Genomic DNA, 26,927 nt, shown 5'->3' with positions numbered 1-26,927 from the left:
GGAGCGTAGTCCGGCGAGTTGATTGGGATCACGGGCGTCGAACGTCACGTCCGGACAGCGGAAGTCATGTCCAAACCGTGCCGCAAGACACCCGTGATCCGCTAATGGTTTACCCCTTGCCGAGGGTTTGCTTCTGGCGGCCGAGGCCCGCGATCTCGCATTCGACGGTGTCGCCGGGGGCGAGGTACGGGAAGCGGCCGGAGAGGGCGACGCCCTCCGGGGTGCCGGTGTTGACGATGTCGCCTGGGTCCAGGGTCATGTACTGCGAGAGGTCGCGGACCAGGGTCGCCACGGAGAAGATCATGTCGCGGGTGTTCGAGGCCTGCCTGGGTTCGCCGTTCACCCAGGACTTCAGATCGAGGGCTTGCGGGTCTTCCACCTCGTCCGCCGGGACCAGGACCGGGCCGAGCGGGTTGAACGTCTCGCAGCACTTGCCCTTCGACCACTGACCACCCGAGACCTCGAGCTGGAAGGCCCGCTCGGAGACGTCGTTCGACACCGCGTAGCCGGCGATGCACGCGAGCGCCTCCTCGTCGGACGAGAGGTAGCGCGCGGTCTTGCCGATCACGACCGCGAGCTCGACTTCCCAGTCGGTCCTGGCCGAACCACGCGGCACCAGCACCTCGTCGTACGGGCCGACGACGGTGTTGGGGTGCTTGAAGAAGACGATCGGCTCCTTCGGCGGTTGTGCGCCGGACTCGGCCGCGTGGGCGGCGTAGTTCTGGCCGATGCAGACCACGGCCGACGGCTTCGCGATCGGCGCGCCGATCCGCAGTCCCTCGACGTCCGCGGCCGGGAGTGAGCCGGCCTCCAGGGCGGCCCGGGCGCGCGCGATGCCGTCCGAGGCGAGGAAGGTGCCGTCGATGTCGCCGCCAGTGTCACGGGTTACGGAGGTCAGGTCGTAGACGGTGCCGTCGGCGGCGCGCACGTACGGGCGCTCCTCGCCGACCGCGCCGAGGCGGAGCAGTTCCACAGAATCTCCTAGCGATCTTGGTCGAACACGGGACGCAGGCGCGCCCGTGAGGCTTCGATGTGCGCCCGCATCACGGCGGTCGCCTCGGTCGCGTCCCCCTTGCGCACGGCGGTCACGATCGCCTTGTGCTCGCGCAACGCCTTCGTCGCGATCCCGCCGCCGTAGTACAGCCGGAACAGGTGCAGGTGGCAGTGCGTGCGGGCGAAGGACTGCCGGGCCGTGTCGTTGCCGGACAGCTCCAGCACCAGGTCGTGGAAGCGCTGGTCGTGCGCGGCCATCGCCTTGTAGCTGTCGTAGTCGGGCCGGTCCGGTACGTCGGTGTAGCTGAGCATCTCGTCCTTGAGCCGGACCAGGTCGGCGCCGGAACTGCGCTCCGCGGCGCGGCCGGCCGCCCATGGCTCGATCACCAGCCGGTACTCGAAGAGGTCCTCGAACTCGTCCCGGGTCAGCGTCGACGACACCCGGTACCCGCGCAGCGGTTCCTTGATCACCAGGCCGTCGGACTCCAGTCGGGCCAGTGACTCGCGGATCGGGGTCTGGGAGATGCCCAGCTCCCGGGTCAGCGCGTCGATGTTCAGCCGGGTGCCCGGCGCGACCACGCTGTCCATGATCAGGCCCTTGACCGTCTCGTAGACGTCGTCGCTCAGGACCTGTCGCTGCGGCAGGCGGGTGAGCTGCCCCGCCAGACCCACATGCGCATCCGTCACGGTCGCTCCTCTCGGGCACCCATTCTGCCCCGCTATGGTCAGTACCGGGGGCGTGTCTTGACGCCACCAGTGTGAGGCGGCAGCATCAGCTTCGCAATATCCTATAGGATCCCCGAGGAGTCTCCACCGATGACCGTCCGCTCATCCTGGTACACCATGACCGCGGTGGGGTTGGCTCTCGTCTCCTTGACCGCAGCCGGCTGCAGTACCAAGAGCGATGCGGATGCTTCCCCCGGTACGCCGGGCCGCGTGGTCGAGCCGAAGGACGCCGCCACGGTGCGGCTTGCCCTCATCACCACAGCGGCGCATCCGTACTTCGAGCCGTGGCAGGCGACCGCGGAGCAGACCAAGGCGGAATTCAAACTCGGCGACGTTACGGTCGAGGCGAGCGCGGCGGAGGATCAGGCCGAGCAAAAGAAGGTGATCGACTCGCTCGCCGCGCGGGGCTACAACGCGTTCGGGATCACCGGCGTGTCGCCGACCGGTATCAACGCCACCTTCGAGGAGCTCAAGGCCCAGGGGGTCGCGACCGGCTCGCTGGCCGTCTGCCCGGCCGGGGACACGAACTCGGCCGACTTCTGCCTGGCCACCGACGTCGAGGCGTCGGCGTACAAGGCCGCCAAGGCGACCATCGACGCGATCGGCGGCGAGGGCACGATCGTGCACCTGACCGGGAAGGACGCCAACTACATCACCCAGCGCCGGATCGCCGGGGTGAAGAAGGCGGTCGACGAGACCAACGGCAAGGTGACCGAGCTACCGGTGATCACCGATCTCGACAAGGATCTGCCGACCGCGGAGAAGGCGGTCAGCGACCTGCTTGCCTCGAAGGGCCAGGAGATCAAGGGCATCGTCACCACCGCGACGAACCCGGCGGTCGCGGCCGCCGAAGGGGTGTCGACCCAGCAACTGCCGATCAAGGTGGTGGCGATCGACGACGACGCCGAGATCATGGACGGGATCAGATCCGGCCAGGTGACTGCCACCGTGGTGCAGAACCCGATCGGCCAGGCCTACATCGGTGGCTGGCTGCTTGCCCTGCTCGGCTCGAAGCAGTGCGCGCTGAAGACGCCCGGTCTGATCGTCGACTCCGGCTCCTTCGTGGTGACCAAGGACAACGTGGACAAGTACGACGAGGAGCGCAAGGTGAAGACGAGGGATCTGCAGACCGAGCTCACCAACCAGCTGACCTGCCAATGACGACGATTACGCGCGCCGACGCCTTTCTCGTCGATCTGGAGGTCGAGACCGTCCGGACCGATGCGGTCCAGGTGTTCCTCAAGCAGGAGACCGTCTTCGTCGAGCTCGAGACCTCCGACGGCCTGGTCGGGCTCGGGTACTCCTACACCATCGGGACCGGCGGGACGGCAGTGCTCGCGATGCTGCGCGATCACCTGGTGCCCAGGCTGATCGGTGCGGACGCACGGAATGTCGAGGGTGTGTGGTTCGACCTGTTCGCGTCCACCCGGGCGACCACGGTCGGCGCGATCACGTCGCTCGCGCTGGCCGCGGTCGACACCGCCCTGTGGGATCTGCGCTGCCGCCGGGCCGGGGAGCCGTTGTGGCGGCTGGCCGGTGGGTTCCGGCAGCGCGTACCGCTCTACGACACCGAGGGCGGATGGTTGCACCTGACAACGGATCAGCTGGTCGCCGGGGCGCTCGCGTCCCAGAAGGCGGGCTGGCCCGGGGTCAAGCTGAAGGTCGGAAAACCGCGCGTGCACGAGGATCTCGAACGCCTCGCCGCTGTCCGGGATGCCGTCGGCGCAGGCCTCGACATCATGGTCGACGCGAACCAGTCGATGACGTACGCCGAGGCGAAGCGGCGGGCCCGGGCCTTCGAACCGCTGGACCTGAGCTGGTTCGAGGAACCGCTGCCTGCTGACGATCTGACCGGGCATATCCGGCTCGCCGAGTCCACCTCGATCCCGATCGCGGTCGGCGAATCGATGTACTCCGTGTCGCAGTTCCGCGAGTACGTCGCCGCCGGAGCGGCCGGAATCGTCCAGGTCGACGTAGCTCGGGTCGGCGGAATCACTCCCTGGTTGAAGGTGGCCCATCTGGCCGAGACCTTCAACCTGGAGGTCTGCCCGCACTTCCTGATGGAGTTGCACGTCAGCCTCACGGCGGCGGTACCGAACGGGCGTTATGTAGAGCACATTCCGCAGTTGCGGGCGATCACTCATCGGGAGATGGAGGTCGTCGACGGGCACGCGGTTGCGCCCGACGTACCTGGGCTCGGGATCGACTGGGACCGGGACGCGATCGACGACCGGCGGGTCAGTTGAAAGGGACGGTGTCATGAGCAGGGTCGATGCACATCACCACGTCTGGGATCTCTCGATCCGGGAGCAGCCCTGGATGGTCGGGCCGGAGTTGGAGCCGATCCGGCGTAGTTTCTCGATCGACGATCTGGTGCCCGTGGCCTCGGCGGCCGGGGTGACGCAGACCGTGCTGGTGCAGACGGTCGGGTTGCCGGATGAGACGCCGGAGTTCCTGGCGGTTGCTGCTGGCAACGAGTTGGTCGCCGGTGTGGTCGGGTGGGTGGATCTCACGGCGGAAGACGTCGAGGATGCGTTGACCGGGTTGCTCGAACGTCCGGATGGTCAATGGCTGAAGGGTATTCGGCATCAGGTGCACGACGAGCCGGATCCACGGTGGCTCGGTCGTCCCGACGTACGGCGTGGGCTGGCGGTGGTTGGCGCGGCCGGATTGGCGTACGACCTGTTGACGAAGGCGCCGCACTTGCCGGCTGCGCTGGAGACCGCGCAGGCCCTGCCGGAGGTGTCGTTCGTGGTCGACCACATCTCGAAACCGGTGGTCGGCGGCGACCTGGAGCCGTGGGCCGCCGGGATCCGCGCGCTGGCCGCGTTGCCGAACGTGACGTGCAAACTGTCCGGGATGGTGACCGAGGCGTCGTGGACCGACTGGAAGGTCTCCGATCTCAGGCCGTACGCCGACGTGGTGCTGAACGCCTTCGGCCCCGACCGGGTCATGTTCGGCTCCGACTGGCCGGTCTGCCTCCTGGCAGCGTCGTACGCCGAGGTCGTCCAGGCAGCCGAGGACCTCACCGTCGACCTGACACCGGCCGAGCGGGACCAGATCTTCGGCGAAACCGCCCGCCGCGTCTACCAGCTCTGACCCTGCCTACCCTCCGGATCGCGGCAGATCCGGGCGTGGTGAAGGGATGTGGCCACCGTGCATGTATGAGCGTTCGCGGGATGCGACCGCCACCTGCTGTGGCGTTTCTGTCTCGCCGGGGTTCCTACGGAGGGCTCGCACCGCCCGAGAGCGGCCCGGCCACGCAGCCCCGGCAGCGGTCGCTGAGAGGTCGGCACGGTGATGGGCCGGAGTTCGGCGGCGGAGATCAGTTTGTGGGCCCGTTCGCAGGTCGGACCGGTTAGGCTCCGGCTTAGGGCGCCGGGCGCAATATGCTTTCGATGACCGTACCGACCCTGGCTTTGCTGGACATCAAGGGGGATCGCATGACGGAGCCGTCCACCGGCTGGCAGCTCGACGCCATCACGTACTCCGGGGGCACGCAGGACGGGCCGCGCGCCAACGTGAAGCTCTCCGGGGCTGGGGAACAGGTGCACGCTGAGGGTTCTGGCACCGGGCTCATCGACGCGGTGTGCCATTCGATCTCGCAGGCGACGGGCGTGGAGGCACGGGTAGTCGCGTTCCGGGCGTACTCAGTCGGCCCGGGCAGCGACGCTGTCGGAGAGGTCGAGCTCGAGGTGGAACTGCCGGGCCGCAGGGTTGCGGTCCGGGCGTCGTCCACGGATGTCGTGGAGGCCGCCGGGCTTGCCCTCGTCGCGGCCCTCAACCAGTACAACGCGAAGCGGCCGGCACGAGGCTGAGTCCAGTGAGATGACCGTGGTCGATGAGCGCGAGCGCCGCCGCGCCGCGGGTTCCGTCGCCCGCTGCCTGATGTGGAGCGCCGAGCGAATCGCGCAGGACAACACCCGGTTCCGTGGCAGCGTTGACTTCGCTGAGCTATACATGCCGTTCGACCCGCTCGTCTTCTTCTCCGACGCAGGGAATGGCGACCAGTTCGCGGTAGTCATGCGCGGTAACCGAGAGGTCTACGTCTGGAACCACGAGGATGACAGCCGCACGTGGGTAGCGCCTACTGTGTTGCGGTTTCTCGAAGAGTGGATGACGGGGCGTCTCAAGGTCTGACGACTCTGCCAGAAATATCAGCTCGGCACGACTGCTGCGCTGACAGCGGCAGATCCGGACGTGCCGAATTACTGGTCGGCAATTCCGGCTAGGGCGCGTCGCAAATCCGGGCTCGTGGCCGTAGTGAGCGGATGAAGAGGGTTTGGGTCAGCCTGGGGCGAGGAGGCAGAACTCGTTGCCTTCCGGGTCGGCGAGGACCGTCCACGGGACATCGCTCTGGCCTAGGTCGATGGCGGTGGCGCCGAGAGTCCGCAGTCTGGCCGCCTCTGCCTCTAGGTCGTCACCTGGGTATGGGCGGAGGTCGAGATGGACTCGGTTCCACACGGTCTTCACGTCTGGGTGTGCGGAGGAACTGCAGATATGGGCCGACGCCCTTGGCGGAGCGCAGTACCGCGTTGTGGTCGGTCACCTTGTGCAGGGTCCAGTCCATGGCCTTGCCCCAGAAGCGGGCCATGGCTCGCGGATCCGCGCAGTCGACCACTACCGTGGCGATCGGTCCGGTGTCTTGGTAGAGCGAGTCCAGCACGCAGAACTCGTTGCCCTCTGGGTCGGCCATGACCGTCCATGGGACGTCGCCCTGGCCTACGTCGGCGGGTGTTGCGCCGAGATCCTTCAGGCGCGTGACCACCTCCGCCTGATGGGCCGCCGAGGTGGTGGCGAGGTCGACGTGCACGCGGTTCTTCACCGTCTTGGGTTCCGGGGAGGCGATGAGGTCGAGGCAGACGGCGACGGGGTCGGGGTAGACGAAGCCCTCGGGTTCCAGGTTGGTCACGCCGGGTCCCTCGCTCGAGACTCTCCAGCCGAGCGCCGCCGCCCAGAAACCGCCTAGCGCGGAGTCGTCCCGAGCCTTCATGTTGATTTGAACAAGCCGCGTTGCCATGCCGACGATGCTAGCGGCAGTCTGGCACATCAAAGATCAGCCGTACTGATATCGGCATGACCGCGCTGACAGCGGCATGTGCGTGAGTTCCGCGCGCTGGCTGCGGGACAATGTCCGGATGGGAGATGCGCAGCTGCCACGCGGCGTCGAGCACGTGTTCACGGCTGAGGATCGTGAGGCCCAGCTAGTCGACTTCGAGCTGATCTGTGAGCGGCTGGCCGATGCCTTCGCAGCGCACGACGATCCGCGTGCTGCTGAGTTGTTTCGAGCAAGGGCCGCAGGAGCGCGGCGCCTACAGGTTGAGGGTTTCTCGCAGGCCGACTTGAACGAGCTCGGTGGCCAGTTTCCTGCTGGCGCGTGGTGGCTCAACCCGAAGGCCGCGGACTACAACGCGCCACGTGAACCATGGCAGGACGACGTTGCATCGCTTCATCGTCTCGCCTCGGCTACAGCTTCGGACTTGCGGGCAATCGCGACTCTGTATCGCCCATAGTGGGCGCACGCTCTTGCATTAGACCCTTCGTGACCATCGCCAGGTCCGAGCGGATGGCGGCATGTCAGGAAGTTGGACGGGGCCTCAGCGCGTCACGCTTCTGCCGGACTGGCCCAGCTCTCAGCACCCGCTGTTCTGCGTCGAGTAGCTCGAGCCGCACAAGGTCCAGAGTGAGCTGGCCCTTCCACATGAACACGGCCACGCCGTTTTCCACGGAGTCCTCGAGGAGGACTCGCCCAGTGAGGTCGACGAGTCGGGCCGAGACCGCGGCCGGGTCGGCAATCCAGCCTCCCACCACGTCCCTCTCTCGCGGATCGCCCGACCCCCATCCGCCCCAGGTCATCCAGACGTCACGATCTCCGGTGACGCCCGCGCTGCCCATGAAGCTGCCTGAGGTCTGCCAGGTGCCTTCGTGGTGCTTGCAAAGGCCGATGATTCCACGTCGAGGAGTCCCATCGATGCTCTCGAAGGCGACGGCGACTGCTGCGTCCTTGCCCGCTTGTTTCTCCTTGACGATTTCGATGGAGTCGTCGAACGGGTGGTATTCGGCCAGGGCGATGCGGACAAGATCGCGAGGCTTGGGATTGATCTTCATGCGGTCACCTCCAGGCGACTGCGTTCCCAGGCAAGGGCCCGCAACGCTGACGGTAGCGGTGGCCGGCCACCCGCACATCCGGGATGACCCTAAGACATCCTCTTTGGCTGTCTCCGCAGAGAGCGGACAGCGGCTACTTGTGTGCGTTCGTGGCACTGGCATCCTGCACTGTTCGCATCTCTACGCGCATCTCGCCGACCATCGGCCAGTCAGCTGGCGCGAAGGTAGCGCTCATTACATGCCGACGGCACCGTCCGTCGCCTCACGTAGTAAGTCGAGATGACCGCAGTGCCGTGCGGTCTCCTCGATCATGTGAAGGATCGCGTAGCGGAGCGTGAAGTCCATGCCCTCTCCGCGGGCAGAATCGTCAAGGTCGGCATCCACGACCGCGCGTCGAGAGTTCGCGCACTCCTCGACGTAGTCGGCCACGATCGTGGCCAGCGTGTCGCCGGGATCGATCCGGAAGTTACCGTGCAGGTCGTCGTCGGGCCACGGCCAGGTCACGTCGAGATCCGCGAAGTCGATGCTGAACCAGAACCGCTCCGTTCCGGCCAAGTGTTTGACCACGGTGGCCGGCGTCAGCTTGGACGGCGAGACCGCCGCGGTGAACGCCTGGGCGTCGGTCAGGCCGGCCACTTTGTTGACCACCGTCGCACGGTAGAAGTCGAGCATGCTCTCCAGCATCGCCCTCTCCGAGCCCCGCTCGATCGGTCGGGAACGCGCCATCGGCATCACGTCGGTCATGCCGACAGTCTAGGCAAGCCTAGAGGGGGTTTCGGGTCACCGGTGAGTTCCTCAAGGCCGTTCGTCATCACGCCGATCGCTCGCACCTCGCACTCGCGGCCGGGCCACGTGGCCTCCGCTGCGGCAGAGTTCAATCGCGAGGCGTATTCAAGGGCGCAGAAGACGCCTGGATGCCGCTGGATCAACTGACCGAGCGCACCGAGGTCCTGGAGGAACTCTGGGCCGACGCGGCGAGCGCCTACGGGGCATGACCGATCATCGGCATGGTCGCGCTTCACTATCGGCGGCAGATCCGGACGCACGCAGCAGCCGCGCCTCTCACTCACTCGGGGTCGCCGAGGCGCTTGTAGTCGTCTGGGTGAGCTCTTCGCCAGGTGCCCTTGCATCGGACCATGGACCGCACTCGCGCGTCAGGATCGTGCCTGAGCTCCTCGAGGATGATCAGCGGCACCTTCTTGTTGTGTGCCACCCAAACTCGCATGTCCGGGTAACTGCTCAATCACATCGCGCCACGTCCCAACCGTGGCTTCGTCATGTGCCGCGCGATCGTACTCGTCTGGGTCGTCGCTCGATCGCAGGCGGACGAACTCCTCGGCTGATTCGATCACGAGTGGAATCGTCGCACGGGCAACTGATCGTCGCGCTCGGAACGCGGCATGTCAGGGCGTCCCCAGGTCCGCAACACCAGCAGTGGCGGCAGCCGAGCAAGCACCTCATCACGGCTTGAGAGTCACGCCGAGAACCTGGTAGACGAGCAACGCCATGGCGAGGAAGACAAGACTGGTGAACACGAGATCCTCGAGCCAGTCGATAATGCCGGGATCGCGCTCCAGCATGATCTTCGGGTTGTAGTAGAGGATCGACGCGGCAGTCACCACCGCTGAGAAGATCAGGCCAACCCATGGTGCCCATCCGAAACCACTGAACAGAAGAACGATCACCAGGGCGGCGACCACATAGAGTGCGACGTTGTTCTTCACGAAACTCGCCGCGGAGTCATGGGGTGACGTACCGGCCTTCGCCGTAGCGCGATAGACCTCGTAAGCCAGTGAAAGCACGAACGCCGCAACGAGAACCCACGCCGCCTGCGTGACCAAATCAGTCATCCCCCGCCTCCAGCTCCGAGAGGGACTCCGACCCGTTGCCACGGCCCGGTAGGAGACCACCGAGCTACCCGACGGCAAGGGGCGCCGGAAGTTCTTCACCCATGGTCCACGCGCGTGGCCCAGTTGTACAACACACCGCGTGCCCTCGTGCTGTCATCGGCATGACCGCGCTTCCCTCTCTGCGGCAGATCCGGACGTTCTGCGCCCCTACCCGGTTGGCCCGGTCATCGACGAGAATGCGTTCCATGGCCGTTCTGCTGCAACTGTCGGTGACCTCTGCTACCCGCGATCAGTTCGACGAACTCGACGCCCGGGTGGGCCAGGCCATGTCGGAGGCAGGTGGGCCGCCGCCTGGACTCATGTCGCACGTGGTCTACCCCGAAGGCGATGGGTTCGCCGTCGCAGAAGTCTGGCGTACGGAATCTGAGGGGCTGTCCTACGTGGACGACGTTCTACGTCTGCTGCTGGCCGAGCTGCATCTGACGGCGAGCGAGACCACGGTGCGGCCTGTCTGGTCCTTCGCCCGTCCGTGACGGTGCGGCTTGCCCGTGAGTGAAGCGGTCGCACATCGGCATGAGCGCGCGGATCGCGGCGAACCGGATAATCGATGGCCGCCGGCGCCATCCGACGGGGACACTCGGCTCATCCCGACAACAGGCTCTCAGGGGAGCCCGAGGCGAAAGCCGAAGCGGCAGGAGTAGAGGACGGTAGGCGGGAGACCCGTTCGCGAGACCAACGCTCGTGGTCCCAGGTAGGCCCTGCCGCACCCTGGTTCCAGCCGTGCTCAGGACAGTTGAGCGCGTTGACCTGCCATCGGGCTGAGCGGATCTCGGCAGAAGCGGAGTTTCCCCGTCACTCCTGTCCGTCGGCAGGCTGGAGCCACTCGCCCGGCGCGAACTCACGACCGAAGTCGAGGCAGGCTTCGTTCTCGCATCTGCCTTGCGTCTCGAACGTGATGCCGGCGTTGCCGGAGGCGGTGACGAACGCTGCGTTCTCGCGCAACATGTGACCTCCGTGTCGGAGTGGCTGTCCACACGTAGGGCAGTGCGGATCCATAACATCCGGCGCCTCTCGCATGCCTACACGGTAGGCGTCGGAGACAGGCGTGGCCATGGTGGTCTGCGTTGCGCCGTGGCACCGAAACTGGCGGTGGCTCTGATAGCTAGCCGCGCTGTCCGCGGCATGAGCGGGCGTTCAGGCGGGGGCCGGCAACGCATGGATACGCCCGCTGCGCCGGTTGGCGGGTGCTGGCGTTGCCAAGGCCAGCCGCACAACGGCCGGGCCCGAGCCGGAAGGGATCTGTCCAGCCGCGCCCTCGCCCCTCGTGGACATGTCTCATTAACGGGTCGTCCAACGGGCCTGCACAGCCGCGCGGTTAGCGGTAGCAGTAGGAGTCGGAGGAGGCGTCGCCTCCTTGCAGGCGCACCTGGTGCACCCGGAGACCGCGGAAGTCATCACCGTGCGGGAAGCAGCGTTCGTCGAGGGTGAGCCCCCCGGACGCCGGGTCCGTGTCGATCTTCGCCAGCCAGCTGCCTACGCCACCAGGGTAGAACTGGTCGTCCCAGGCCCCGTACAGGGAGTTGGTGACGTAGATCCGTCGCCCGTCACGGCTGACCTCGACCATCTGCGGGCCGCCGACGAGTGGTTCCGAGGGCGCCGATGAGTGCGAGCTGCGCCGGACGATCCCCCCGAGGTGGACCGACCCGGCCTCCCGTGGAGTGGCCGGGTCCGACACGTCGTACTGCTTGAGCTCACCGGTGCCCCAGCAGGACACGTACAGCATCTGGTCGTCGACGGACAGGTTAATGTCGCTGACCAGCGGCGGCACCGCCCCGAACGGCTGCAGGGCGGGCGGCAGATCGGACGGGTCCGCCGGCTCGGCCGGGATGGTGATGACCTTGTCAACCCTCCAGTCCGTGCCGTCGCGGTGCCACCGCCACACCGAGGCGGACAAGTCGGCCGTCGAGATCACCACGCCGACAAACCCCCAGGTCGCGTCAGGGTCGTGGGAAGGGCGCAGCTCGAGCACCATCTGGTGTTCCGCGCCGAGGTCGACGCTCATCTGGTGCCGGCCCTCGGCAAGGTCCCAAAAATGCAGCGAATGGCCGTACTTCTGCCCGAGCAGGAGTTCTGGCACCACGCCATCCTCGATCATCGAGGGAGTGCCCCACTCGCTCGTGACCAGCGTGTTCTGGTTCAGGTGCCACCAGGCGTCATAGGACAGGTACTGCGGTCCGCGGTCGGTCTCCCAGGCGCGCAGCACGTCGAAGGTGGTGTGGTCGAGCAGCGCGATCCCGCCCGGCCCTTCGGCGCCGTCCGGCCCGCCGAGGCAGGTCAGGAAGATCCCGTCCGGGCCACAGTGCAAGGTGTGCGGGCGTGAGTAACCGGCCTTCGCCGCCAGCTCGCCAGCGTCGATCGTCTTGTGCAGCCGAGGGGAACGAGGGTCGGGCTGGGTGTCGTAGACATGGATGCGTGAGCTACGTATGCCGGGCAGGAGCAGGTAGCGCCGCTGCAGGCCGTCGGGGCCAAGGTCGTGACCGGCGTGCCTCAAGGCACTCGAGCAGGCGTTCCAGCCGAAGTGGTGCAGTTCGTCCCCCCGGGTCGGCAGCTCGGCCCAGCCGACGACAGTGCCGAAATCCTCCGACGACTCGTCGACGTCGAGGACAGTCAGCGCGTCCGGGCGTTCCCCCGCACGGTCAAACGCGACGACGTAGGCCAACGTCTCCCTCGGCGCTGCGGCGGCCTCTGCGGCACTGCGGTAAAACGTCGGGTCCATCCCCTCCGACGGCATGCCCTCATGGCGCGTACCAAATGACTCGCTCATCGTCACCTGCTCCTCCCCGACCGATGTGTCTTCCGTCATAACACCGTGGAGTAACGAGCAACAGCCTCGGCTCACCGCCGCGCATACCGAAAGATCGTCCGGTGACGGTTCCCACCAGATACCTCATGCGAGGCGTTCAGGCGGACATGCGCCCTGATGTCCGCTCTCGGGTCAAATACCCTGCCGGGTCGGACGGGGCTGCTCTTTGGGTGGCGGCTGGATGACCATGCAGAGGCTGGAACATCCGACTTTCGGCAGATCCGGTAGCTGGAGCGGCGTACGTCAGCGCACCCGCGACGCGGCCTGTAGCGGTGATCCAGCCGGCGTGTAGGCACGTCACAGAGGCGGCTGCAGTTCGCCGGTCGTCAGGTGCGCTCGGGTGGTGCGGGGTTGGCGCTGTCATTCGGGGGTGGGGCGAATTCGGTGCGGACGCCCAGTAGGCGGACTGGGCGTTTGAACTCGAACTTGTCGAGGATGGTGAGGGCGGCGGTGGCGACGACGTCCGGGTCCTGGGTGGGGGCGGGGAGTTTGCGGCTCTTGATCGGCGTGTAGAAGCTGATGAAGCGGACCTTCACGTGCACCCGGTTGATCCAGCGGTCCTCGGCGACGGCCTCGCGGGTCATGTCGATCGCCATCTGCCGCACCCGCTCCCGGATGTCCGCGAACTCGGTGAGGTCCTCCGGATAGGTGATCTCGTGGCTGCGGGACACCGGTTCGCGCGGCACGTCGGTCACCTCCGTGTCGCCGAGTCCGCGGCCGAGGGCGAGGTACCAGGTGCCCATCTTCGGGCCGAAGCGTTTCTTCAGCACGTCCAGGTCGGCTACCGCCAGGTCGGCGACGGTGTGAAGGCCGAGCTCGCCGAGGTTCTGTGACATCCGGGCGCCGATCCCCCAGAGGTCGCGGACCGGCCGATGGTTCATCACCTCGGCCCAGTTCTGTTTCGTCAGCCGATAGCTGCCGCCGTCACCGGCTTGTTGCTCAGGGCCCGGTTTCGCGAACCCGGTGGCCAGCTTCGCCCGCGTCTTGTTGTCGCCGATCCCGATCGAACAGGTCAGCCCGGTCCTGGCCACGACGGCGGCACGCAGTTCGGTAGCGAGACGCTCGGGGTCATCCGTCGACGCGCCCACGAAACACTCGTCCCAACCCCAGACCTCGACGATCACCGGGAACGTCCGCAGCGTGTCCATAACCTCGGTCGAGGCCGCCTCGTACGTCGCCGGGTCCGACGGCAGGAAGACCGCATCCGGGCACTTCCGGTACGCCGCGCGCAACGGCATACCCGAATGCACCCCGAAGCGACGCGCCTCGTACGACGCGGTCGCGACCACCTGACGGGCCTGCTGCGGATCACCCGAACCGCCGACCACGACCGGCAGGCCGCGCAGCTCGGGACGCCGCCGGATCTCCACCGCGGCGATGAACTGGTCCATGTCGACGTGCAGGATCCACCAGCCGGGTTCGGTCATCGGCGGCTCCTCGGAGTTGATACCTCACAGGTACCACAGCCGAACGGCTCGAAGGTGCCGCCGACCGGTCGTTACCATGACCGGATGGAGCTCACGTTCGAGCTGGCCGAGAAGGTGCTGGCAGCGCAACCATTCAGCGTTCTGCTCGGCGCCCGCCTCACGGCGTTCGGTGCCGGTGGCGCGACACTCGAGCTCGACCTCCGCGACGACCTGCTGCAGCAGAACGGGTTTCTGCACGGCGGAGTGCTGAGCTACGCGGCGGACAACGCGATCACGTTCGCGGGCGGGTCCGCGCTTGGGCCGGCGGTGCTGACCGGTGGCTTCACGATCAGTTACCTGCGGCCCGCCGTGGGCAGCGTGTTGCGGGCCGAGGCGAAGGTCGCCCACGCCGGCGGGCGGCAGGCGACCTGTACGTGCGAACTCAGCGTGCTGGACGAAGCCGGCGTCGCGACCCAGTGCGCGATCGCGCAAGGCACCGTGATCGCCCAGCGTCGCTGAGTGCGCCGATCAGTCGAACAGCTCGTCGAAGAACGACTTCTTCCGCTTCTTGTGGTACTGCTGATTGCCGTAGCTGTTGTCGTACTTGCGGTCGTCATACCGCCGGTCGTCGTAGCGGCGGTCGTCGTACCGCTTCTCCTCGTACCGCGGCTGCTGTTGCTGCGGCGGAACGGGTTGCTGCGGGCGACCGCCACCGTTGAACGCCAGCTCCGCGTCGACGAGCTTCTCCAGCTCACCGCGATCCAGGAAGATGCCACGGCATTCCGTGCACTGGTCGACGGTGACGCCGCTGCGTTCGTAGGACCGCATCGCGCCACGGCACTTGGGGCAGGTCAAGGTCTCCATTGCACCACCCTAGGTGACGAAACGGCCGGAATCCCGGGTGTTCAGGGAACTCTCAGGGATGCCGGGGGCCGGGCGGGAAACTCTCAGGCGGCTGACCGGGGCGCTGGGATCAACCGGTGAACCGGTCCAGCTCAGACGGCACCCGCTCGACCAGGTGCTCCCGGCCGGCCGGCGGTTCGTACGGCTCGGGCCAGAAGTCGGTCACCCGGCTGACGAGACCGTCGCTCACCTGCAGGTAGACCAGCCCGACCATCTCCTCGTCACCGACGGTGAAGTTCATCGTCGCGGCCGCGGCCGACCCGTCGACCAGCAGCCGGGTCACGGTGAGCACCCAGTCGCCCGGGTACTCCCGGTTGAACTGGAGGTACTTGTCCCGCCCGGTGATCCGCTCGTTGGTCTGCGGGAGCTCGTACACCACATCCTCGGCGAGGACGGTGCTGAACGCGTCCCAATCCCGCCCGGTCATCGTCTCGAGGTACCGCTCTACTACGGCCCGAGTCTGCTCTGTGCCAGTCATGAGGCCGACCGTAGACCGCCGCGCCGACAGTCCTCGTCCTACGCCCGACACTCTGTGATGGGAAGATGCTCCTCGGTCCTGGCGGCATGATCCACGGAGGGAATGGGTATGGCTGAGCAGTCCGCGGGTCTGCTTGCGCGGCGCCGGGCCCGGGGCCTGTGGGTGCGTGGTGCGCGGCAGCTCGGGTTCGCCAAGACCGGCGAGGAAGCCGGTACGCCGGACAAGCCGGCCGCGCTCGACACGTTCACCCGGGCGGTGGAGCTCGATCCGGGGATGACCGACGCTTGGCTCGGTTTCCACGCGGCCGGGGGTGACGACGGCACCGCGCTGGACAAGATGGTCGCCGGGATCGCCCGGTTCGGCGAGGAGCGGGACGCGGACAAGCGCCGGCTCAGCTCGAGCTTCCGGGCCGGCTGGTGGTTCACCAATCCACTCGAGACCACCGACCACGTCTGGCACGCCGAGGCGATGCGCCGGCTCGCCGACAACGACGCCGACGGAGCCGCCGAGGCGGTCGGCCAGGTGATCGAGGAGACCCGCCGCCAGTTCCTGCTGGCCGCGGTCGCGATGGTGCGGAAGAATTTCGACGCGGCGATCGCCGAACTCCGCAAGATCCCGTCGGACGGGCATCTCGGGACGGAGGCGTCGCTCCGGCTAGGCATGCTGCTGGCGATGCTGGAGCAGTGGAGCGAGGCCGAGACCGTACTCCGGGCCGCGGCCGGCCAGCAGGTCAACCCGTACGTCGCGGTCGACGCGGAGTACTACCTCGGTTTCGTCTACCGCGGCACGAACCGGGAGGAGCAGGCCCTCCGGCAGTTCGAGTGGGTCTACAACCGGGACAACTCGCACCGGCAGGTCGCCGAAGCCCTTGCGAACCCTGACCTGAGGCTCGACACCCGCCCGGCGCAGCGTCGTACGGGCGATCGGCCGGTGATCCGCCGCGGCGCGCCGTCGCAACCGACGCTGCACCGGCAGCCGGACTGGGGCGCGGTCCAGGGCATCCTCAACGAGCTCGACCGCAACGTCGGCATGGAGGACGTGAAGCGCCAGGTGTCCGCGGTCGCCGCGCAGGTCCGGGCCGGGCTGATGCGCGCCGAACGCGGCCTGCCGACCGCCAAGCTCGGCGGCCACCTGATCTTCGCGGGACCACCCGGCACCGGCAAGACCACAGTCGCCCGCGTCGTCGCCCGCCTGTACTGCGCACTCGGGCTGCTCGCGTCGGAAACGGTGGTCGAGACCGATCGGTCCGGCCTGGTGGCGGAGTTCATCGGCCAGACCGCCGTGAAGACGAACGAGGTGGTCGACTCCGCGCTCGACGGCGTGCTGTTCATCGACGAGGCGTACGCGTTGCGGAAGAAGCAGTCCGGCAACGACTTCGGCACCGAGGCGATCGACACGTTGCTGAAGCGGATGGAGGACGACCGGGACCGGCTGGTGGTGATCGTGGCCGGGTACCAGGAGCCGATGGCGGAGTTCCTGGAGGCGAACCCGGGTCTGCGCAGCCGGTTCTCCTCCCGGATCGACTTCCCCCGCTACACCGCCGACCAGTTGCGCGAGATCGCGTACCGGCTGGTCGACAGCCGAGGCGACCACATGACCGACTCGGGGATGCTGAGCCTGACCGCCGTACTCGACCAGGTCTGCTCCAACGGCCGGATCGACGAACTCGGCAACGCCCGCTTCATCCGCACCGTGCTGGAATCCGCCGGCAAACACCGCGACCTCCGGCTCTTCCACTCACCCGGCGTCCCCAGCGACCTGGACCTGGTCACCCTCGACGGCCCCGACCTCCGCACCGCCATCCAGGAGATCCTGAGTTTCTGACGGCGGTGCGGCCGGTCACTTGAAGCGGGTGAGGAAGTTCTTCAGGATCGGGCCGGCGGCCTTGGCGCCGGAGGCGCCGCCTTCGACGATGACGGCGAAGGCCACGTCGCCGCGATAGCCGACCATCCAGCCGTTGGTGATCACCTTGCCGTTGGAGACGACCTCGGCGGTACCGGTCTTGGCCGACACCGCGCCGTTCGCGGCCAGGACCTTTGCGGTTCCACCGGTCACGGTCGTCCGCATCATCGTGCGCAGCGCGTTGGCAGTTGCCGGGGGCAACGCTGCGGCGGCAGGCCCGGCCGGGTCCTTGCCGGGAACCAGTACGGGCTTCAGGGCGGTGCCGTTCTTGACCGTGCCGGCCACCATCGCCATCTGCAGCGGGCTGGCCGTCACCGTGCCCTGGCCGATCATCGAGGCCGCCTCGGCGACGTCGTCCTTCGGTGCCGGGACCTCCCCGCCGTACGCGGGAATCGACAGCTTCAGGTCCTGGCCGAAGCCGAACATCGCGGCCGCCTTCGTCATCCCGTCGGCCGGCAGCCGGCCGTGCTGGGAGATGAAGGCGGTGTTGCAGGACTGGTTGAGCGCCTTCTCCATGGTGCCGGCGCCGTACGCCGCGAGCCCGTCGTAGTTCTTGAACGTCTTGCCGAACACGTTGATCGTGTTCGAGCAGGTCAGCGGCGAGCTCGCGGTCAGCCCGGTGCCCATCAGCGCGGCCGAGGTGACGACCTTCATCGTCGAGCCCGGCGCGTAGTGGCCCTGGAAGGCGCGGTTGTAGTTCGTCGCGGTCGGCCCGTTCGCGGCGGCCAGGATCTGCCCGGTCGACGCCTGGACCGCCACCAGGGACGCGGGCAGTTTGCTGGTCGCGAGCGCGGCCTCGGCGTACCGCTGGAGGTTGGTGTCGAGCGTGGTCCGGACCGGCGTACCGGCCTTGCCCTCCTGCTTGAAGACCTCCTTGATCGCCATCTTGGTCTTGCCGTCGCGGAGGGTGACGGTGCCGCCGGGGGTGCCGGCGAGCTGCTGCTGGTACGAGTACTGCAGGCCGGTGGTGCCGACCTGGTCCTGGGTGGATGCGGTCGGACCGGCGTTCTTCAGCGTCTCCGCGGTCGCCGTCTTCATCGTGCCGATCACCGACCGGCCGAACGTCGAACTCTCCGGCAGCGACTGCGTGCCGCCCATCGTCAGTACACCGGGCAGGTTGGCGAACTTCGGCCGGAGCGTGTCCCACTCCTCGGCCCGGATCGTGATCGCGTCGACGAACTGGCCGGCCGGCGACGACTTGGCCCGGTTCCACAGCTTGGTGCCGTCGACGTCGAGGTACTTCGTGAAGGCCGCGTACGTCGCCGCGGTGGCCTTGTTACCCGATGCGACACCGATGATCACGACCGGCCGGTTCGACGTCAGCGGTTTGCCCGTGCGGTCGAGGATCGAGGCGCGGGCCGGCAACGTGCGGACGCGCTTGAGGTAGTTCGCGTCGCCGAGACCCGGGTAGATGGTGTCGCCAGATGCCTTGATCTTCCAGGCGTCACCGGTCTTCACGGCGGTCGCCGTACTGGTCCACTTCATCGTGCCGATGCCGCGCAGAACCGCTTCCACCGCGAGCTCCTGCGTGCAGTTGGAACCGTCTGTGCAGTTCGGCTCACCCTGTGGTGTAACGGCGACGGACTGCGCGACCAGGGCGCTGTCGACGTCGTCCAGCCGGGGGCCGAAGGTGGCCGGGGCATCGGTCAGGGCGGCGGCCTCGGTGGGCTTGCCGTCCGGCGCCCAGGCCTTCACCCAGCCGGCCGCGAACGCCTTGACCACTGCGGCGGATGCCTGCTTCTCGTCGTTGGGGTCCGTCTTCCCACCGCTGTCCGGCGTGCTGTCGGAACAACCGGCGGTGATCAGGAGGGCACTCAGACTGACAATGGCGGCAGTACGCTTCACGGTCTCCACTCTCGCACGGTGACGGTTTTGACATCCCGAACAGTCTCGGCGTGCCCAGCCTGCCACGAGGGGGAAATCCTCAAACCTGGGCAGTCCCGGGCACAGTGGTACGACGCCGTCGGCGGGTGTGAAGTTGTCGTCCTAGCCCAGCTGGATCACGGCGAAGACGGCCGATTCGGGGTCCTGGAGGACCGCGAGCCGGCCGAAGTCGGAGTCCAGTGGCTGGCCGAGCAGTGTGCCGCCGGTGCGCTGGACCTGGTCCACGGTCGCGTCGGTGTCGGCCGTCACGAAGTACGGCAGCCAGTGCGGTGACGTGTCGGCCGGCATGTCGAGGTGGAACTCGCCCGCGCCCGCGACGGGTTTGTCGTCGGCGTACAGCGCGGCGTACCGGGCATCGGCGTACCGGTCGTCGCGGGTGGCGCCGCTGAACTCCTCGACCTGGTAACCGAACACGGCGGTGTAGAACTCCGTGGCGAGGTCGTCGCGGCGGCTGAGCGCCTCGCTCCAGACCAGCCGGCCCGGTTCGGTACGCCGCTCGATGCCGATGTGGTCGGCGGCCTGCCAGAGTCCGAACATCGCCTGGTTCGGGTCGACCGCGAGTGCCATCCGACCGTGCGGGGGAACGTCTTTCGGCTCGAGCACCACGCGGCCGCCGTGTTCGGCGATCGCCTCGGCCGTCCGCTCCACGTGGTCGGTCGCCAGGAACGTCGTCCACCGGCTCGGCAGATGCTCGGTCCCCGGGTGCTTCGGCCCGATGCCGCCGACATCCTCGCCGTCGAGCTTGCAGAGCCAGTAGTCGCGCGCGCCCTGGTGCTCGCAATCCCAGCCGAACAACAGGCCGTAGAACACGGCGGCCGCCTCGGGATTGTCGGTGGCCAGCCCTATCCAAGCTGGGGTGCCGGTCGGCCACGGCGCGTTCCGCTCGACCATGCATGCACTCCCGGAATCCGTTTGCCAGAGACAGCCCCCAAACCCTGCCAGGCGACACCGGCCCCGTCGACACCATCACATGAGGATCGAATAACTATTCGGTCACCGGCGCGCGGCAGGGGCGTATTCTGCTCGCTTGTGACCCGCCTAGCGCTGCACAGCCGGCTCATTCCCGGCACCGAAGAGGCCTACGAGATCGAGCACGCCCGCGTCTGGCCCGAGCTGATCGCGGTCATGCGCGCGGCCGGGATCCGGGACTGGTCCATCTGGCGCAGCGGCCGGGATCTGTTCCACCTGGTCGAGTGCGACGACTTCGAGGCCGCGGTCGCGCAGCTCCGGGACGAGCCGGTGGACCAGCGTTGGCAGCAGCACATGAGCCGGTTCGTCGAAGGCTTCGCCCAGAACCCGGACGGCCTGGCCGGCCAGTCGCTGCGCCATGTCTGGACGATGTCGGAACAGGACTGAGTTTCTTCAGCGGGAGTGCATCTCCCAGACGAGGACCTCGGCGCCGTCCGGTCCGGCGGTGACCCGTTGACCGTCGGCGGCGACCACGCGCGCCGCGTCCGCCGTACCGAGGTCGCCTGCTCCTTCCAGTGAAACGGCGCCAAGGGCAACGAACAGGTGTACGTACGGCGCTGTCGGCAGCTGGATCGCCTTGCCGGGTTGGAGTCGTGCGACGGACATCCCGGCGTCCTGCTGGTTGATCCGGATCGCGCTGCTGCCCTCGTGCTTGGCCAGGCCGGACGCGATCGGGACGAGCTCACCCGTCGCCAGGCTGTTGCCTACCTCGGCCTGCTGGTACGACGGGTCGAGGTCGAGCTCGTCCGGCCGGACCCACATCTGGATGTACCGGACCGGTTCGCCGGCGTCGTTCTTCTCCGAGTGCTGGATCCCGGAGCCGGCGCTCATCCGTTGGGCGAGACCGGGGTAGACGATGCCGTTGTGCCCTTCGGAGTCCTGGTGCACGAGAGCGCCTCGCAGTACCCAGGTGACGATCTCCAGGTCCTGGTGCGGATGCGTGTCGAATCCGGTGCCGGGGGCAACCACTTCGTCGTTGTGCACGAGCAGCAGGCCGAAGCCGACGTTCGCCGGGTCGTAGTACCGGCCGAAGGAGAACGAGTGGTGCGAGTCGAGCCACTCACTCTCGGTCCGGAATCGGTCGCCCGCCCGGCGGATATCGGTCACGCCTCTAGTAATACCCCTTGTCCCCGTCAAGGAGTTCGCGGCAGGCGCCAACACGGCGGTGACCTTGTGCTTAATCGCGGCACAACCTCTCGAGGTCGGCGATGATGGCTACATGAGTAAGACTCGTCAGATCTCGATCGCTCTCCCGGAGGACCTCGTCGACACGATCGAGGCCGCCGTTGAGCGCGGTGAGGCGCGGTCGGTCTCGTCGTACATCGCGTCACGCCTTGTTCCGGGTGCCGCCATGGATGCACTCTTCGCTGGGTGGGACGCCGACCGGGGTGCGCCCGCCGGCGCCGACGGGGCGTGGGCGGAACGCGAGCTCGATCGCGCCTTCGCTGAGCAATCCGACCAGGCAAGCTGGACCCCGCTCTGCCGCTGATCCTTGTCTGAGACGCCGGCAGTGGTTGGTCGGATGGTTGCTACGGCTCGGGGTCTGTGCGGCGGATATGTGTGGCGGCGTGGTGGAGGTTGGTCAGGACGGATCGGACTGCTTTGCGGGCGGTGCGTTCGGGGCGGTGGAGTACGTCGATGTGGCGGCGGGCGTGGACGCCGCGGAGGGGACGGAGTACCACGGCGGGATGGTGGCGGGCTGTCCAGCGGGGCATCAGAGCGATACCGCCACCGGCCGCCACCACCTCGGCGACCACGGCGAACTCGTTGATCCGGTGGACGAGGTCGAGGCGTTGGTTGGCGGCGGCACCGATGGCCTCGATGGTGGCCATCAGGGGGAAGCCGTCGTGGACGGTGATCCAGGGTTCGCCGGCGACATCGCGTGGAGTGAGTTGCCGCTTGGCGGCTAGCGGATGATCGGCAGGTACGGCGACGTCCAGCGGCTCGTGGAGCAGCGAGGTGACCGCTACGGTATCCGGCCAGGCGGCGCCGTGATCGAGTCGATGCGCCAGCACCAGGTCGTACTCGCGCGTCAGCAGTGGGAACTCGTCCTGCGGGACGTCCTCGTCATGCAGAGCAAGCCGCGCGACACCATCACCACGCAGCAAATGCGGATAGAAGGCTGCCGCAGCACTGTGAAAGGCGGCAATGGACACAACGCTGTCGGGCTGCTCAACGAACTCGTCGACGGTGTGCCGCGCTCGGGCCAGCGCGCTCTCCACGTCCGCTGCCGCGCCGGCGAGCGCACGACCCGCAGCGGTGAGAACCACTCGGCGCCCGTCGCGTTCGGTCAGTGGCACCGGGATCGACCGCTGCAGCAGGCGCAACTGTTGTGAGATCGCCGACGGCGTCACCAGCAACGCCTCCGCCGCCGCGGTCACACTCCCCAGCTCACCGACCTCACGCAGTACCCGCAACTGCCGCTCGTCCATCTCCACACTGTAGCTCCACTACAAGGTCGCTTTAGAAGTTGGTGCTTGGCTTCAACGTCTCGAGCCATCACGGTTGGAGCCATGCCCGGATCCCGCCGTACTGACGCTGTCTTGCTGCTTGTCGCCGTCGTCTGGGGTTCGAGCTACCTCGCGGCCAAGACCGTCACCGGCAGCACACCCGTGCTGACGGTTCTCTTCCTGCGCTACGGCATCTCCGCGATCGCGTGCCTGGCGTTGCTCGTCTTCGCGTCCCGCATCAACCGAGGCGAGCTCAAGGTCGGCGGGCTACTCGGGCTCAGCCAGGCGGCCGTCCTGGTACTGGAGACGTACGGCGTCACGCACACCAGCGCGGCCAACGCCGGGCTGATCATCAGCCTGACTCTCGTCATCACGCCCCTGATGGATCGCCGCCGGATGCCACCCAGGTTCTTCCTCGCAGCCGGACTCTGCGTCATCGCAGTCGGCCTGCTCATGTCCGGCGACGGCCTCCACACTCCCGGCACGGGCGACCTGCTCATGCTCGCCGCAGCCGTCGTCCGCGCCGCGCATGTCGCCCTCGTCGGTCGCCTCACCACCGGCCGCGACCTGCGACCTCTGCAGCTCACGACGGTTCAGACGCTCGTCGGTACGGCGCTCTTCGCGGTGCCGGCCATTTCTCACCTGCCCGTCAACGCGGGCACCACGACCTGGCTGCAGCTGATCTATCTCGCCTTGTTCTGCAGCGTTTTCGCCTTCCTGGCCCAGACCTGGGCGATCCAACGTACCTCCGCCAGCCGAGCCAGCCTCCTGCTCGGCACCGAACCAGTCTGGGCCGTTGCCATCGGCATCTGCCTCGGCGACGAAAGACTCACCATCCCGGCCTTGATCGGCGCAGTCCTCATGCTCACCGGCACCACCTGGGGCCAGTCGATCGAACGCCACCACCGAAAGGACGCCACCACAAGCCGGACCAAGACACTCACCACCGCCTGATCGAGCTGCGCGAGCAGGCGGACATGGACCTGGAGGCCATCAAGGCCCTCCTTCCCCGCACCGCAATTCGGACGCGGCCGCCGTACTGGCCGGGTTCCGGGAGCTGATCAAGGACGCGCCGGAGCAGCTCGGTGGGTTCCCGGCGTTCCAGATCGCGCCGCCGTTGCCGTTCATCTCCGAGGACCGGCACGGTGACACGTTCGCGCTGATCGTCGGTTGCTGGGCCGGGGACCTGGACCGGGGCGAGCAGGAGATCGCCCGGTTCCGCGAGTTCGCGCCGGTCGTGGCCGAGATGGTCGGGCCGATGCCGTACCCCGCGCTGAACAGCGCCTTCGACGCGTTGGTACCCCCGGGCCTGCAGCACTACTGGAAGGCGAACTTCGTCACCGAGCTGACCGACGAGGCGATCCAGGCGCACCTGCGACACGCACCCGGCCTGCCGGCGGTCAACTCGACGGTGCACATCTACCCGATCAACGGCGCCCGCCACCGGGTGCCGAGCGACGCGACCGGCTTCGCCTACCGCGACGCGAACTTCGCGACCGTGATCGCCGGGATGTGGCCGGATCCGGCCCAGAACGAGGCGAACATCGAGTGGGTTCGCGGGTACTACGAAGCGACCGCGCCGCATTCCGAGTCCGGCGGCTACATCAACTTCATGGCCGCCGACGACCAGACCCGGATCGCCGACAACTACAAGGGCAACTACGACCGCCTGGTGGAGGTGAAACGCAAGTACGACCCCGGAAACCTCTTCCACCTCAACCAGAACATCGCGCCGTAGACCTGTTCTCCCACAGCATCGCGTGGTGGCTGCCGACCGGGTGCGCCCGTCAACCGGTGAAGCTGAACAGGTCGGCGTAGAAGCTCACGCCTGCCCCGCTGGTCGCCCACAGGGTGTAGGTGATGGTGTTGCCCGTGCCGACCGCCGTGTACGTGCCGGCAATGCTCTGCCAACCCGTCCCCGAGGTCGTCTTGACGATGGTCTTGCTCCCCACCGTCGTGCCAGCCGCGTTGCGCTCGCGCAGGTAGAGGTTGATCTTCTGCCCCGTCACGCCAGGCTTCACCTGCGCCGACCCCACGTACGTCTTGCCGGCCACCGTCGCCTTGCCCGGAGTGCCGTCCAGGACCCTCGGGCTGCTGCTGAAGCCGTGCTGAGCCGTCCCCGTCGCTCCGTTCTGGGAGCGAATCGCGTAAGCGCCGTCGTAGCCGCCCGTCACCCTGGTGTTCGTCGAGGTCGACGTCCACAGCCCCGTCCAGCCGGCGAGGTCCGTCTCCACGCTCTTGTTGGTGACGTACTCAGTCACCGGAGGCGGCGGAGGCGGCGGCTCAGTAGGACACGTCGAGGCGGCCCACGTCAGGTAGTCCCGCACCTTGTTCGTGATGATGGCGTCCACGCCCATACTGCGCAGGTTCGCCCACGCGGTCGAGTTGTTCGCCGTCCACGCCTTCACCTTCAGGCCCTGGGTGTGGAGCGCCGCGACCTCCGAGGCGGAGATGTAGGTGTACTCCAGGTTCTGAGACGCGATGCCGGTCGGCGAAGGCGAGATCGGGTCATAGCCCAGGACGCTGATGGTCAGCGCCGGGTTCGCCGTCTTCATGCTCTGGACGGGAGCCAGCCTGTTCGCGAACGCCTGGAGGTGCACGCGCGCCTCCAGGCCGGCCAGCTTCGTCAGCAGCACCTGCTGCTGCGTCGTCGTGACGTTCAGCGCCTTGGACTCCAGCAGGAGGTTCCTGTCCGGAGCCGCCGTGATCACGGCCAGCAGCTGGTCAAGCGTCGGCGGGTGCTGGCTCGGGTCCGCGTCGAAGGTCAGCGCCGTGAACTGCGCCGCCGTCATGTTCGCGATCGCACCGGTCCCGTTCGTGGTCTGCTCGACCGTCGCGTTGTGCATGATGACCGGGACGTTGTCGGACGTGAAGTGCACGTCCGACTCCACCCACTTCGCCCCCGAGCCAAACGCCGTGTTGAACGCCGCCAGGCTGTTCTCCACCGGCGCTCCCGTGTAAGCGTTGCCCCTGTGCGCGATGCCCGGCGGGCACGTCTCCACGGCCACGCTCGTGCTGCTCAGCGCGACCACTCCAGTGGCCGTCATGAGCGCCGTGCCGATCGTAGTTACGATCAGCCTTCTGATGTTTCTCACTGCATCACCTCTCCTTGTTCTCCATCTCCCGCTGCTCACACCTCAGTGATCAGCTCGCATTGGTCCCTCGTGCAGTCCATGAGGTCCTTGTCAGGACGCCACCGCACGAAGTTGGGGTGGCGGAGACGGCCGTTCTTGGTCCGTCCCTGAGCGTTCAGCTCCAGCACCGCCCCGATGAACTCCGCCTTCAACTCGCCCGTCTCCGGGTCCGTCACCTCGTCCATCACCGCGTCGTCGAAGCCCCGGACGGCCGGGACTCTGGAACCGGCTGCACCCGGAGTACTAGGCGCGTCCGCCTTCCGTGCGGTCCGCCAGCAGCACGTCGACCAGTTGCCGGTACTCGGTAACGGCCTGGCGGAGGTCTTCGGTGTCGGCCTCGCCCTTGGCCCGGGCGACCGCGACCCGGTGCGCCTCGCGGTAGTGCAGAGCCACCTCCGGATGATCCACCGAGATGTCGTTGGCCCGCTGGTCGATCTCGTCGACCGGGTAGCCCTCCTCGCGCATGATCCGGATGACGAGCCGGTCGGCTTCATCGACCGCTGTGTTGGGCTCGTCCACGAAGCTCTGCTGCAAGGTGTTCCACTCGGCGCGGTAGCGCTGTGCGGACTCGCCGCTCAGTGGGTGGATGTCGAGTTTCGAGACCCGGCGCTCCCGGCCGCGTAGGTCGCGCTCGGCGGTGCGCCGATCACCCGACTCCTCGATCGTGCGTTCGTACTCCGGGCCGAACCGCTCCCGCAGCTGACCTGACCGCCGTCGCTGATACGCGAACGCCAGCGCGGCGACCGCGATCACGACCACGGCGATGACGATGACCGTGACGATGGTGTCCATCAGACCTCCAGTCCGAATTCCGCCCGGTTGGCCCCGTGATCAAATGGCTGGATTGCGGTGCGCCGGGAGAGGATTGTCAGGTCGGAGTACCCGGAAGGGGATGACGCCTTCGGTACAGCCACAGGGTGCCCAGAACGAGGCCTGCGCCGCCCACCGCGGACGCGCCTGCCTGAAGGGCTTCGACCGCGGTGTCATCGACCGCAACGGTGACGGTCGCCGGCTCCGGGTACTCGGCCGGGCTCAGCTTGTACTCCGGGTAGTTGTACTCCCGCACGTGCGGGTCGTGCGGAACGACCGCGGACGTCTCGGCAGGTTCCTCTGGGACGCGCGCAGATGCATCCGCGGCGCCGATCGCGAAAACGATGAGCGTGAGCGCGGGTACTGCGATGACACTGCGTCGGTGCTTCATGATTCCTCCTCCGCGGCGGGGATCGCCGCTTCCCTTCCAAGGTCGGGTCGGAGGGCATCC

34 protein-coding genes are annotated in these 26,927 nt (G+C 67.5%); 13 read left to right on the top strand and 21 right to left on the bottom strand.

The genetic code is table 11. The features are described from left to right. Positions 1-109 precede the first annotated feature (109 nt). Complete coding sequence (locus EV643_RS02340) at positions 110-973, bottom strand: fumarylacetoacetate hydrolase family protein (protein ID WP_133798246.1); 864 nt, start codon at positions 971-973, stop codon at positions 110-112. Positions 974-981: 8 nt separating this feature from the next. Further along, positions 982-1,680, bottom strand: a complete 699-nt coding sequence (locus EV643_RS02335) for a GntR family transcriptional regulator (RefSeq protein ID WP_133798245.1) — start codon at positions 1,678-1,680, stop codon at positions 982-984. Between the two features lie 129 nt (positions 1,681-1,809). Here EV643_RS02335 and EV643_RS02330 point away from each other — a divergent pair, with 129 nt between their 5' ends. The 5 genes from EV643_RS02330 to EV643_RS02310 all read left to right on the top strand — a co-directional run bounded on the left by EV643_RS02330 (position 1,810) and on the right by EV643_RS02310 (position 5,859). Further along, complete coding sequence (locus EV643_RS02330) at positions 1,810-2,880, top strand: sugar ABC transporter substrate-binding protein (protein WP_133798244.1); 1,071 nt, start codon at positions 1,810-1,812, stop codon at positions 2,878-2,880. Continuing rightward, positions 2,877-3,965 (top strand): mandelate racemase/muconate lactonizing enzyme family protein, encoded by a 1,089-nt coding sequence (locus tag EV643_RS02325; protein WP_133798243.1) that lies wholly within the window; start codon positions 2,877-2,879, stop codon positions 3,963-3,965. Before EV643_RS02330 ends, EV643_RS02325 begins: the two co-directional genes overlap by 4 nt. 13 nt (positions 3,966-3,978) lie before the next feature. After that, entirely contained in the window at positions 3,979-4,818 is an 840-nt protein-coding gene (locus tag EV643_RS02320; RefSeq protein WP_133798242.1) for an amidohydrolase family protein, read from the top strand. Between the two features lie 299 nt (positions 4,819-5,117). Then, positions 5,118-5,537 carry an alpha-isopropylmalate synthase regulatory domain-containing protein gene (locus tag EV643_RS02315; RefSeq protein WP_166665285.1) on the top strand — a complete coding sequence of 140 codons (420 nt, stop codon included), beginning with the start codon at positions 5,118-5,120 and terminating at the stop codon, positions 5,535-5,537. Between the two features lie 10 nt (positions 5,538-5,547). Beyond that, positions 5,548-5,859 (top strand): SMI1/KNR4 family protein, encoded by a 312-nt coding sequence (locus EV643_RS02310; protein ID WP_133798240.1) that lies wholly within the window; start codon positions 5,548-5,550, stop codon positions 5,857-5,859. A gap of 147 nt (positions 5,860-6,006) precedes the next feature. Here the strand turns inward: EV643_RS02310 and EV643_RS46360 are convergent, their stop codons facing one another. Both EV643_RS46360 and EV643_RS02305 read right to left on the bottom strand, forming a co-directional pair. After that, positions 6,007-6,183: a VOC family protein gene (locus EV643_RS46360; protein WP_255512917.1), complete on the bottom strand. Its 177-nt coding sequence runs from the start codon at positions 6,181-6,183 to the stop codon at positions 6,007-6,009. Then, positions 6,140-6,739: a VOC family protein gene (locus EV643_RS02305; RefSeq protein WP_202869351.1), complete on the bottom strand. Its 600-nt coding sequence runs from the start codon at positions 6,737-6,739 to the stop codon at positions 6,140-6,142. Before EV643_RS02305 ends, EV643_RS46360 begins: the two co-directional genes overlap by 44 nt. A 118-nt stretch (positions 6,740-6,857) precedes the next feature. On the opposite strand from EV643_RS02305, the gene EV643_RS02300 reads away from it, so the two are divergent. Continuing rightward, positions 6,858-7,232, top strand: coding sequence for a hypothetical protein (locus EV643_RS02300; protein ID WP_133798239.1), 375 nt, complete (start codon positions 6,858-6,860; stop codon positions 7,230-7,232). A gap of 64 nt (positions 7,233-7,296) precedes the next feature. On the opposite strand, the gene EV643_RS02295 is transcribed toward EV643_RS02300, so the two are convergent. The 4 genes from EV643_RS02295 to EV643_RS02285 form a co-directional block, all read right to left on the bottom strand. After that, positions 7,297-7,827, bottom strand: coding sequence for a hypothetical protein (locus EV643_RS02295; RefSeq protein WP_133798238.1), 531 nt, complete (start codon positions 7,825-7,827; stop codon positions 7,297-7,299). Between the two features lie 234 nt (positions 7,828-8,061). After that, the gene (locus EV643_RS02290; protein WP_133798237.1) at positions 8,062-8,571 is read right to left on the bottom strand and encodes a DinB family protein; all 510 of its coding nucleotides are present in this window, start codon (positions 8,569-8,571) and stop codon (positions 8,062-8,064) included. Positions 8,572-8,893: 322 nt separating this feature from the next. Continuing rightward, a complete protein-coding gene (locus EV643_RS43980) occupies positions 8,894-9,052 on the bottom strand; it encodes a hypothetical protein (protein ID WP_166665284.1) in 159 nt (52 codons plus the stop codon). Between the two features lie 235 nt (positions 9,053-9,287). Next, entirely contained in the window at positions 9,288-9,677 is a 390-nt protein-coding gene (locus tag EV643_RS02285) for a hypothetical protein (protein WP_133798236.1), read from the bottom strand. 245 nt (positions 9,678-9,922) lie between these two features. Between EV643_RS02285 and EV643_RS02280 the strand changes: the two genes are divergently transcribed. Continuing rightward, a complete protein-coding gene (locus tag EV643_RS02280) occupies positions 9,923-10,210 on the top strand; it encodes a hypothetical protein (protein ID WP_133798235.1) in 288 nt (95 codons plus the stop codon). A gap of 319 nt (positions 10,211-10,529) precedes the next feature. On the opposite strand, the gene EV643_RS43975 is transcribed toward EV643_RS02280, so the two are convergent. The 3 genes from EV643_RS43975 to EV643_RS02270 form a co-directional block, all read right to left on the bottom strand. Continuing rightward, positions 10,530-10,682 carry a hypothetical protein gene (locus EV643_RS43975; protein WP_166665283.1) on the bottom strand — a complete coding sequence of 51 codons (153 nt, stop codon included), beginning with the start codon at positions 10,680-10,682 and terminating at the stop codon, positions 10,530-10,532. 370 nt (positions 10,683-11,052) lie between these two features. Beyond that, positions 11,053-12,501, bottom strand: a complete 1,449-nt coding sequence (locus EV643_RS02275; RefSeq protein WP_202869350.1) for a selenium-binding protein SBP56-related protein — start codon at positions 12,499-12,501, stop codon at positions 11,053-11,055. Positions 12,502-12,866: 365 nt separating this feature from the next. Then, positions 12,867-13,967, bottom strand: a complete 1,101-nt coding sequence (locus tag EV643_RS02270; RefSeq protein WP_133798234.1) for a DNA polymerase IV — start codon at positions 13,965-13,967, stop codon at positions 12,867-12,869. Positions 13,968-14,051: 84 nt separating this feature from the next. Here EV643_RS02270 and EV643_RS02265 point away from each other — a divergent pair, with 84 nt between their 5' ends. Beyond that, positions 14,052-14,465 carry a PaaI family thioesterase gene (locus EV643_RS02265; RefSeq protein WP_133798233.1) on the top strand — a complete coding sequence of 138 codons (414 nt, stop codon included), beginning with the start codon at positions 14,052-14,054 and terminating at the stop codon, positions 14,463-14,465. A gap of 9 nt (positions 14,466-14,474) precedes the next feature. Here the strand turns inward: EV643_RS02265 and EV643_RS02260 are convergent, their stop codons facing one another. Both EV643_RS02260 and EV643_RS02255 read right to left on the bottom strand, forming a co-directional pair. Further along, on the bottom strand, positions 14,475-14,810 hold the full coding sequence (locus EV643_RS02260; protein ID WP_133798232.1) for a TFIIB-type zinc ribbon-containing protein: 336 nt from the start codon (positions 14,808-14,810) through the stop codon (positions 14,475-14,477). Between the two features lie 109 nt (positions 14,811-14,919). After that, positions 14,920-15,327, bottom strand: coding sequence for a nuclear transport factor 2 family protein (locus tag EV643_RS02255; protein ID WP_133798231.1), 408 nt, complete (start codon positions 15,325-15,327; stop codon positions 14,920-14,922). Positions 15,328-15,435: 108 nt separating this feature from the next. On the opposite strand from EV643_RS02255, the gene EV643_RS02250 reads away from it, so the two are divergent. Next, positions 15,436-17,151 carry an AAA family ATPase gene (locus EV643_RS02250; RefSeq protein ID WP_133798230.1) on the top strand — a complete coding sequence of 572 codons (1,716 nt, stop codon included), beginning with the start codon at positions 15,436-15,438 and terminating at the stop codon, positions 17,149-17,151. A gap of 15 nt (positions 17,152-17,166) precedes the next feature. Here the strand turns inward: EV643_RS02250 and EV643_RS02245 are convergent, their stop codons facing one another. Beyond that, positions 17,167-19,083, bottom strand: a complete 1,917-nt coding sequence (locus EV643_RS02245; RefSeq protein WP_238165297.1) for a penicillin-binding transpeptidase domain-containing protein — start codon at positions 19,081-19,083, stop codon at positions 17,167-17,169. A gap of 132 nt (positions 19,084-19,215) precedes the next feature. Continuing rightward, entirely contained in the window at positions 19,216-20,004 is a 789-nt protein-coding gene (locus EV643_RS02240) for a VOC family protein (protein WP_133798229.1), read from the bottom strand. Between the two features lie 138 nt (positions 20,005-20,142). Between EV643_RS02240 and EV643_RS02235 the strand changes: the two genes are divergently transcribed. After that, on the top strand, positions 20,143-20,469 hold the full coding sequence (locus EV643_RS02235) for an L-rhamnose mutarotase (RefSeq protein WP_133798228.1): 327 nt from the start codon (positions 20,143-20,145) through the stop codon (positions 20,467-20,469). Between the two features lie 6 nt (positions 20,470-20,475). On the opposite strand, the gene EV643_RS02230 is transcribed toward EV643_RS02235, so the two are convergent. Then, entirely contained in the window at positions 20,476-21,189 is a 714-nt protein-coding gene (locus EV643_RS02230; RefSeq protein WP_133798227.1) for a pirin family protein, read from the bottom strand. A 112-nt stretch (positions 21,190-21,301) separates the two neighbouring features. On the opposite strand from EV643_RS02230, the gene EV643_RS02225 reads away from it, so the two are divergent. Continuing rightward, entirely contained in the window at positions 21,302-21,571 is a 270-nt protein-coding gene (locus tag EV643_RS02225) for a ribbon-helix-helix domain-containing protein (protein ID WP_133798226.1), read from the top strand. 40 nt (positions 21,572-21,611) lie between these two features. On the opposite strand, the gene EV643_RS02220 is transcribed toward EV643_RS02225, so the two are convergent. Further along, on the bottom strand, positions 21,612-22,514 hold the full coding sequence (locus EV643_RS02220) for a LysR family transcriptional regulator (RefSeq protein WP_133798225.1): 903 nt from the start codon (positions 22,512-22,514) through the stop codon (positions 21,612-21,614). Between the two features lie 81 nt (positions 22,515-22,595). On the opposite strand from EV643_RS02220, the gene EV643_RS02215 reads away from it, so the two are divergent. Beyond that, positions 22,596-23,486: a DMT family transporter gene (locus tag EV643_RS02215; protein WP_133798224.1), complete on the top strand. Its 891-nt coding sequence runs from the start codon at positions 22,596-22,598 to the stop codon at positions 23,484-23,486. Between the two features lie 163 nt (positions 23,487-23,649). Further along, entirely contained in the window at positions 23,650-24,270 is a 621-nt protein-coding gene (locus EV643_RS02210) for an FAD-binding oxidoreductase (protein ID WP_238165296.1), read from the top strand. 49 nt (positions 24,271-24,319) lie between these two features. On the opposite strand, the gene EV643_RS02205 is transcribed toward EV643_RS02210, so the two are convergent. The 4 genes from EV643_RS02205 to EV643_RS02190 form a co-directional block, all read right to left on the bottom strand. Then, the gene (locus EV643_RS02205; RefSeq protein ID WP_133798223.1) at positions 24,320-25,579 is read right to left on the bottom strand and encodes a glycerophosphodiester phosphodiesterase family protein; all 1,260 of its coding nucleotides are present in this window, start codon (positions 25,577-25,579) and stop codon (positions 24,320-24,322) included. Positions 25,580-25,662: 83 nt separating this feature from the next. After that, a complete protein-coding gene (locus tag EV643_RS02200) occupies positions 25,663-25,851 on the bottom strand; it encodes a hypothetical protein (protein ID WP_133798222.1) in 189 nt (62 codons plus the stop codon). Between the two features lie 58 nt (positions 25,852-25,909). Continuing rightward, positions 25,910-26,458: a hypothetical protein gene (locus tag EV643_RS02195; RefSeq protein WP_202869349.1), complete on the bottom strand. Its 549-nt coding sequence runs from the start codon at positions 26,456-26,458 to the stop codon at positions 25,910-25,912. Positions 26,459-26,534: 76 nt separating this feature from the next. Continuing rightward, positions 26,535-26,867 carry a hypothetical protein gene (locus EV643_RS02190; RefSeq protein WP_133798220.1) on the bottom strand — a complete coding sequence of 111 codons (333 nt, stop codon included), beginning with the start codon at positions 26,865-26,867 and terminating at the stop codon, positions 26,535-26,537. Positions 26,868-26,927 lie beyond the last annotated feature (60 nt).

Source organism: Kribbella caucasensis, from assembly GCF_004361855.1.
Classification (GTDB): domain Bacteria; phylum Actinomycetota; class Actinomycetes; order Propionibacteriales; family Kribbellaceae; genus Kribbella; species Kribbella caucasensis.
This window is presented reverse-complemented; position numbering and strand designations above follow the sequence as displayed.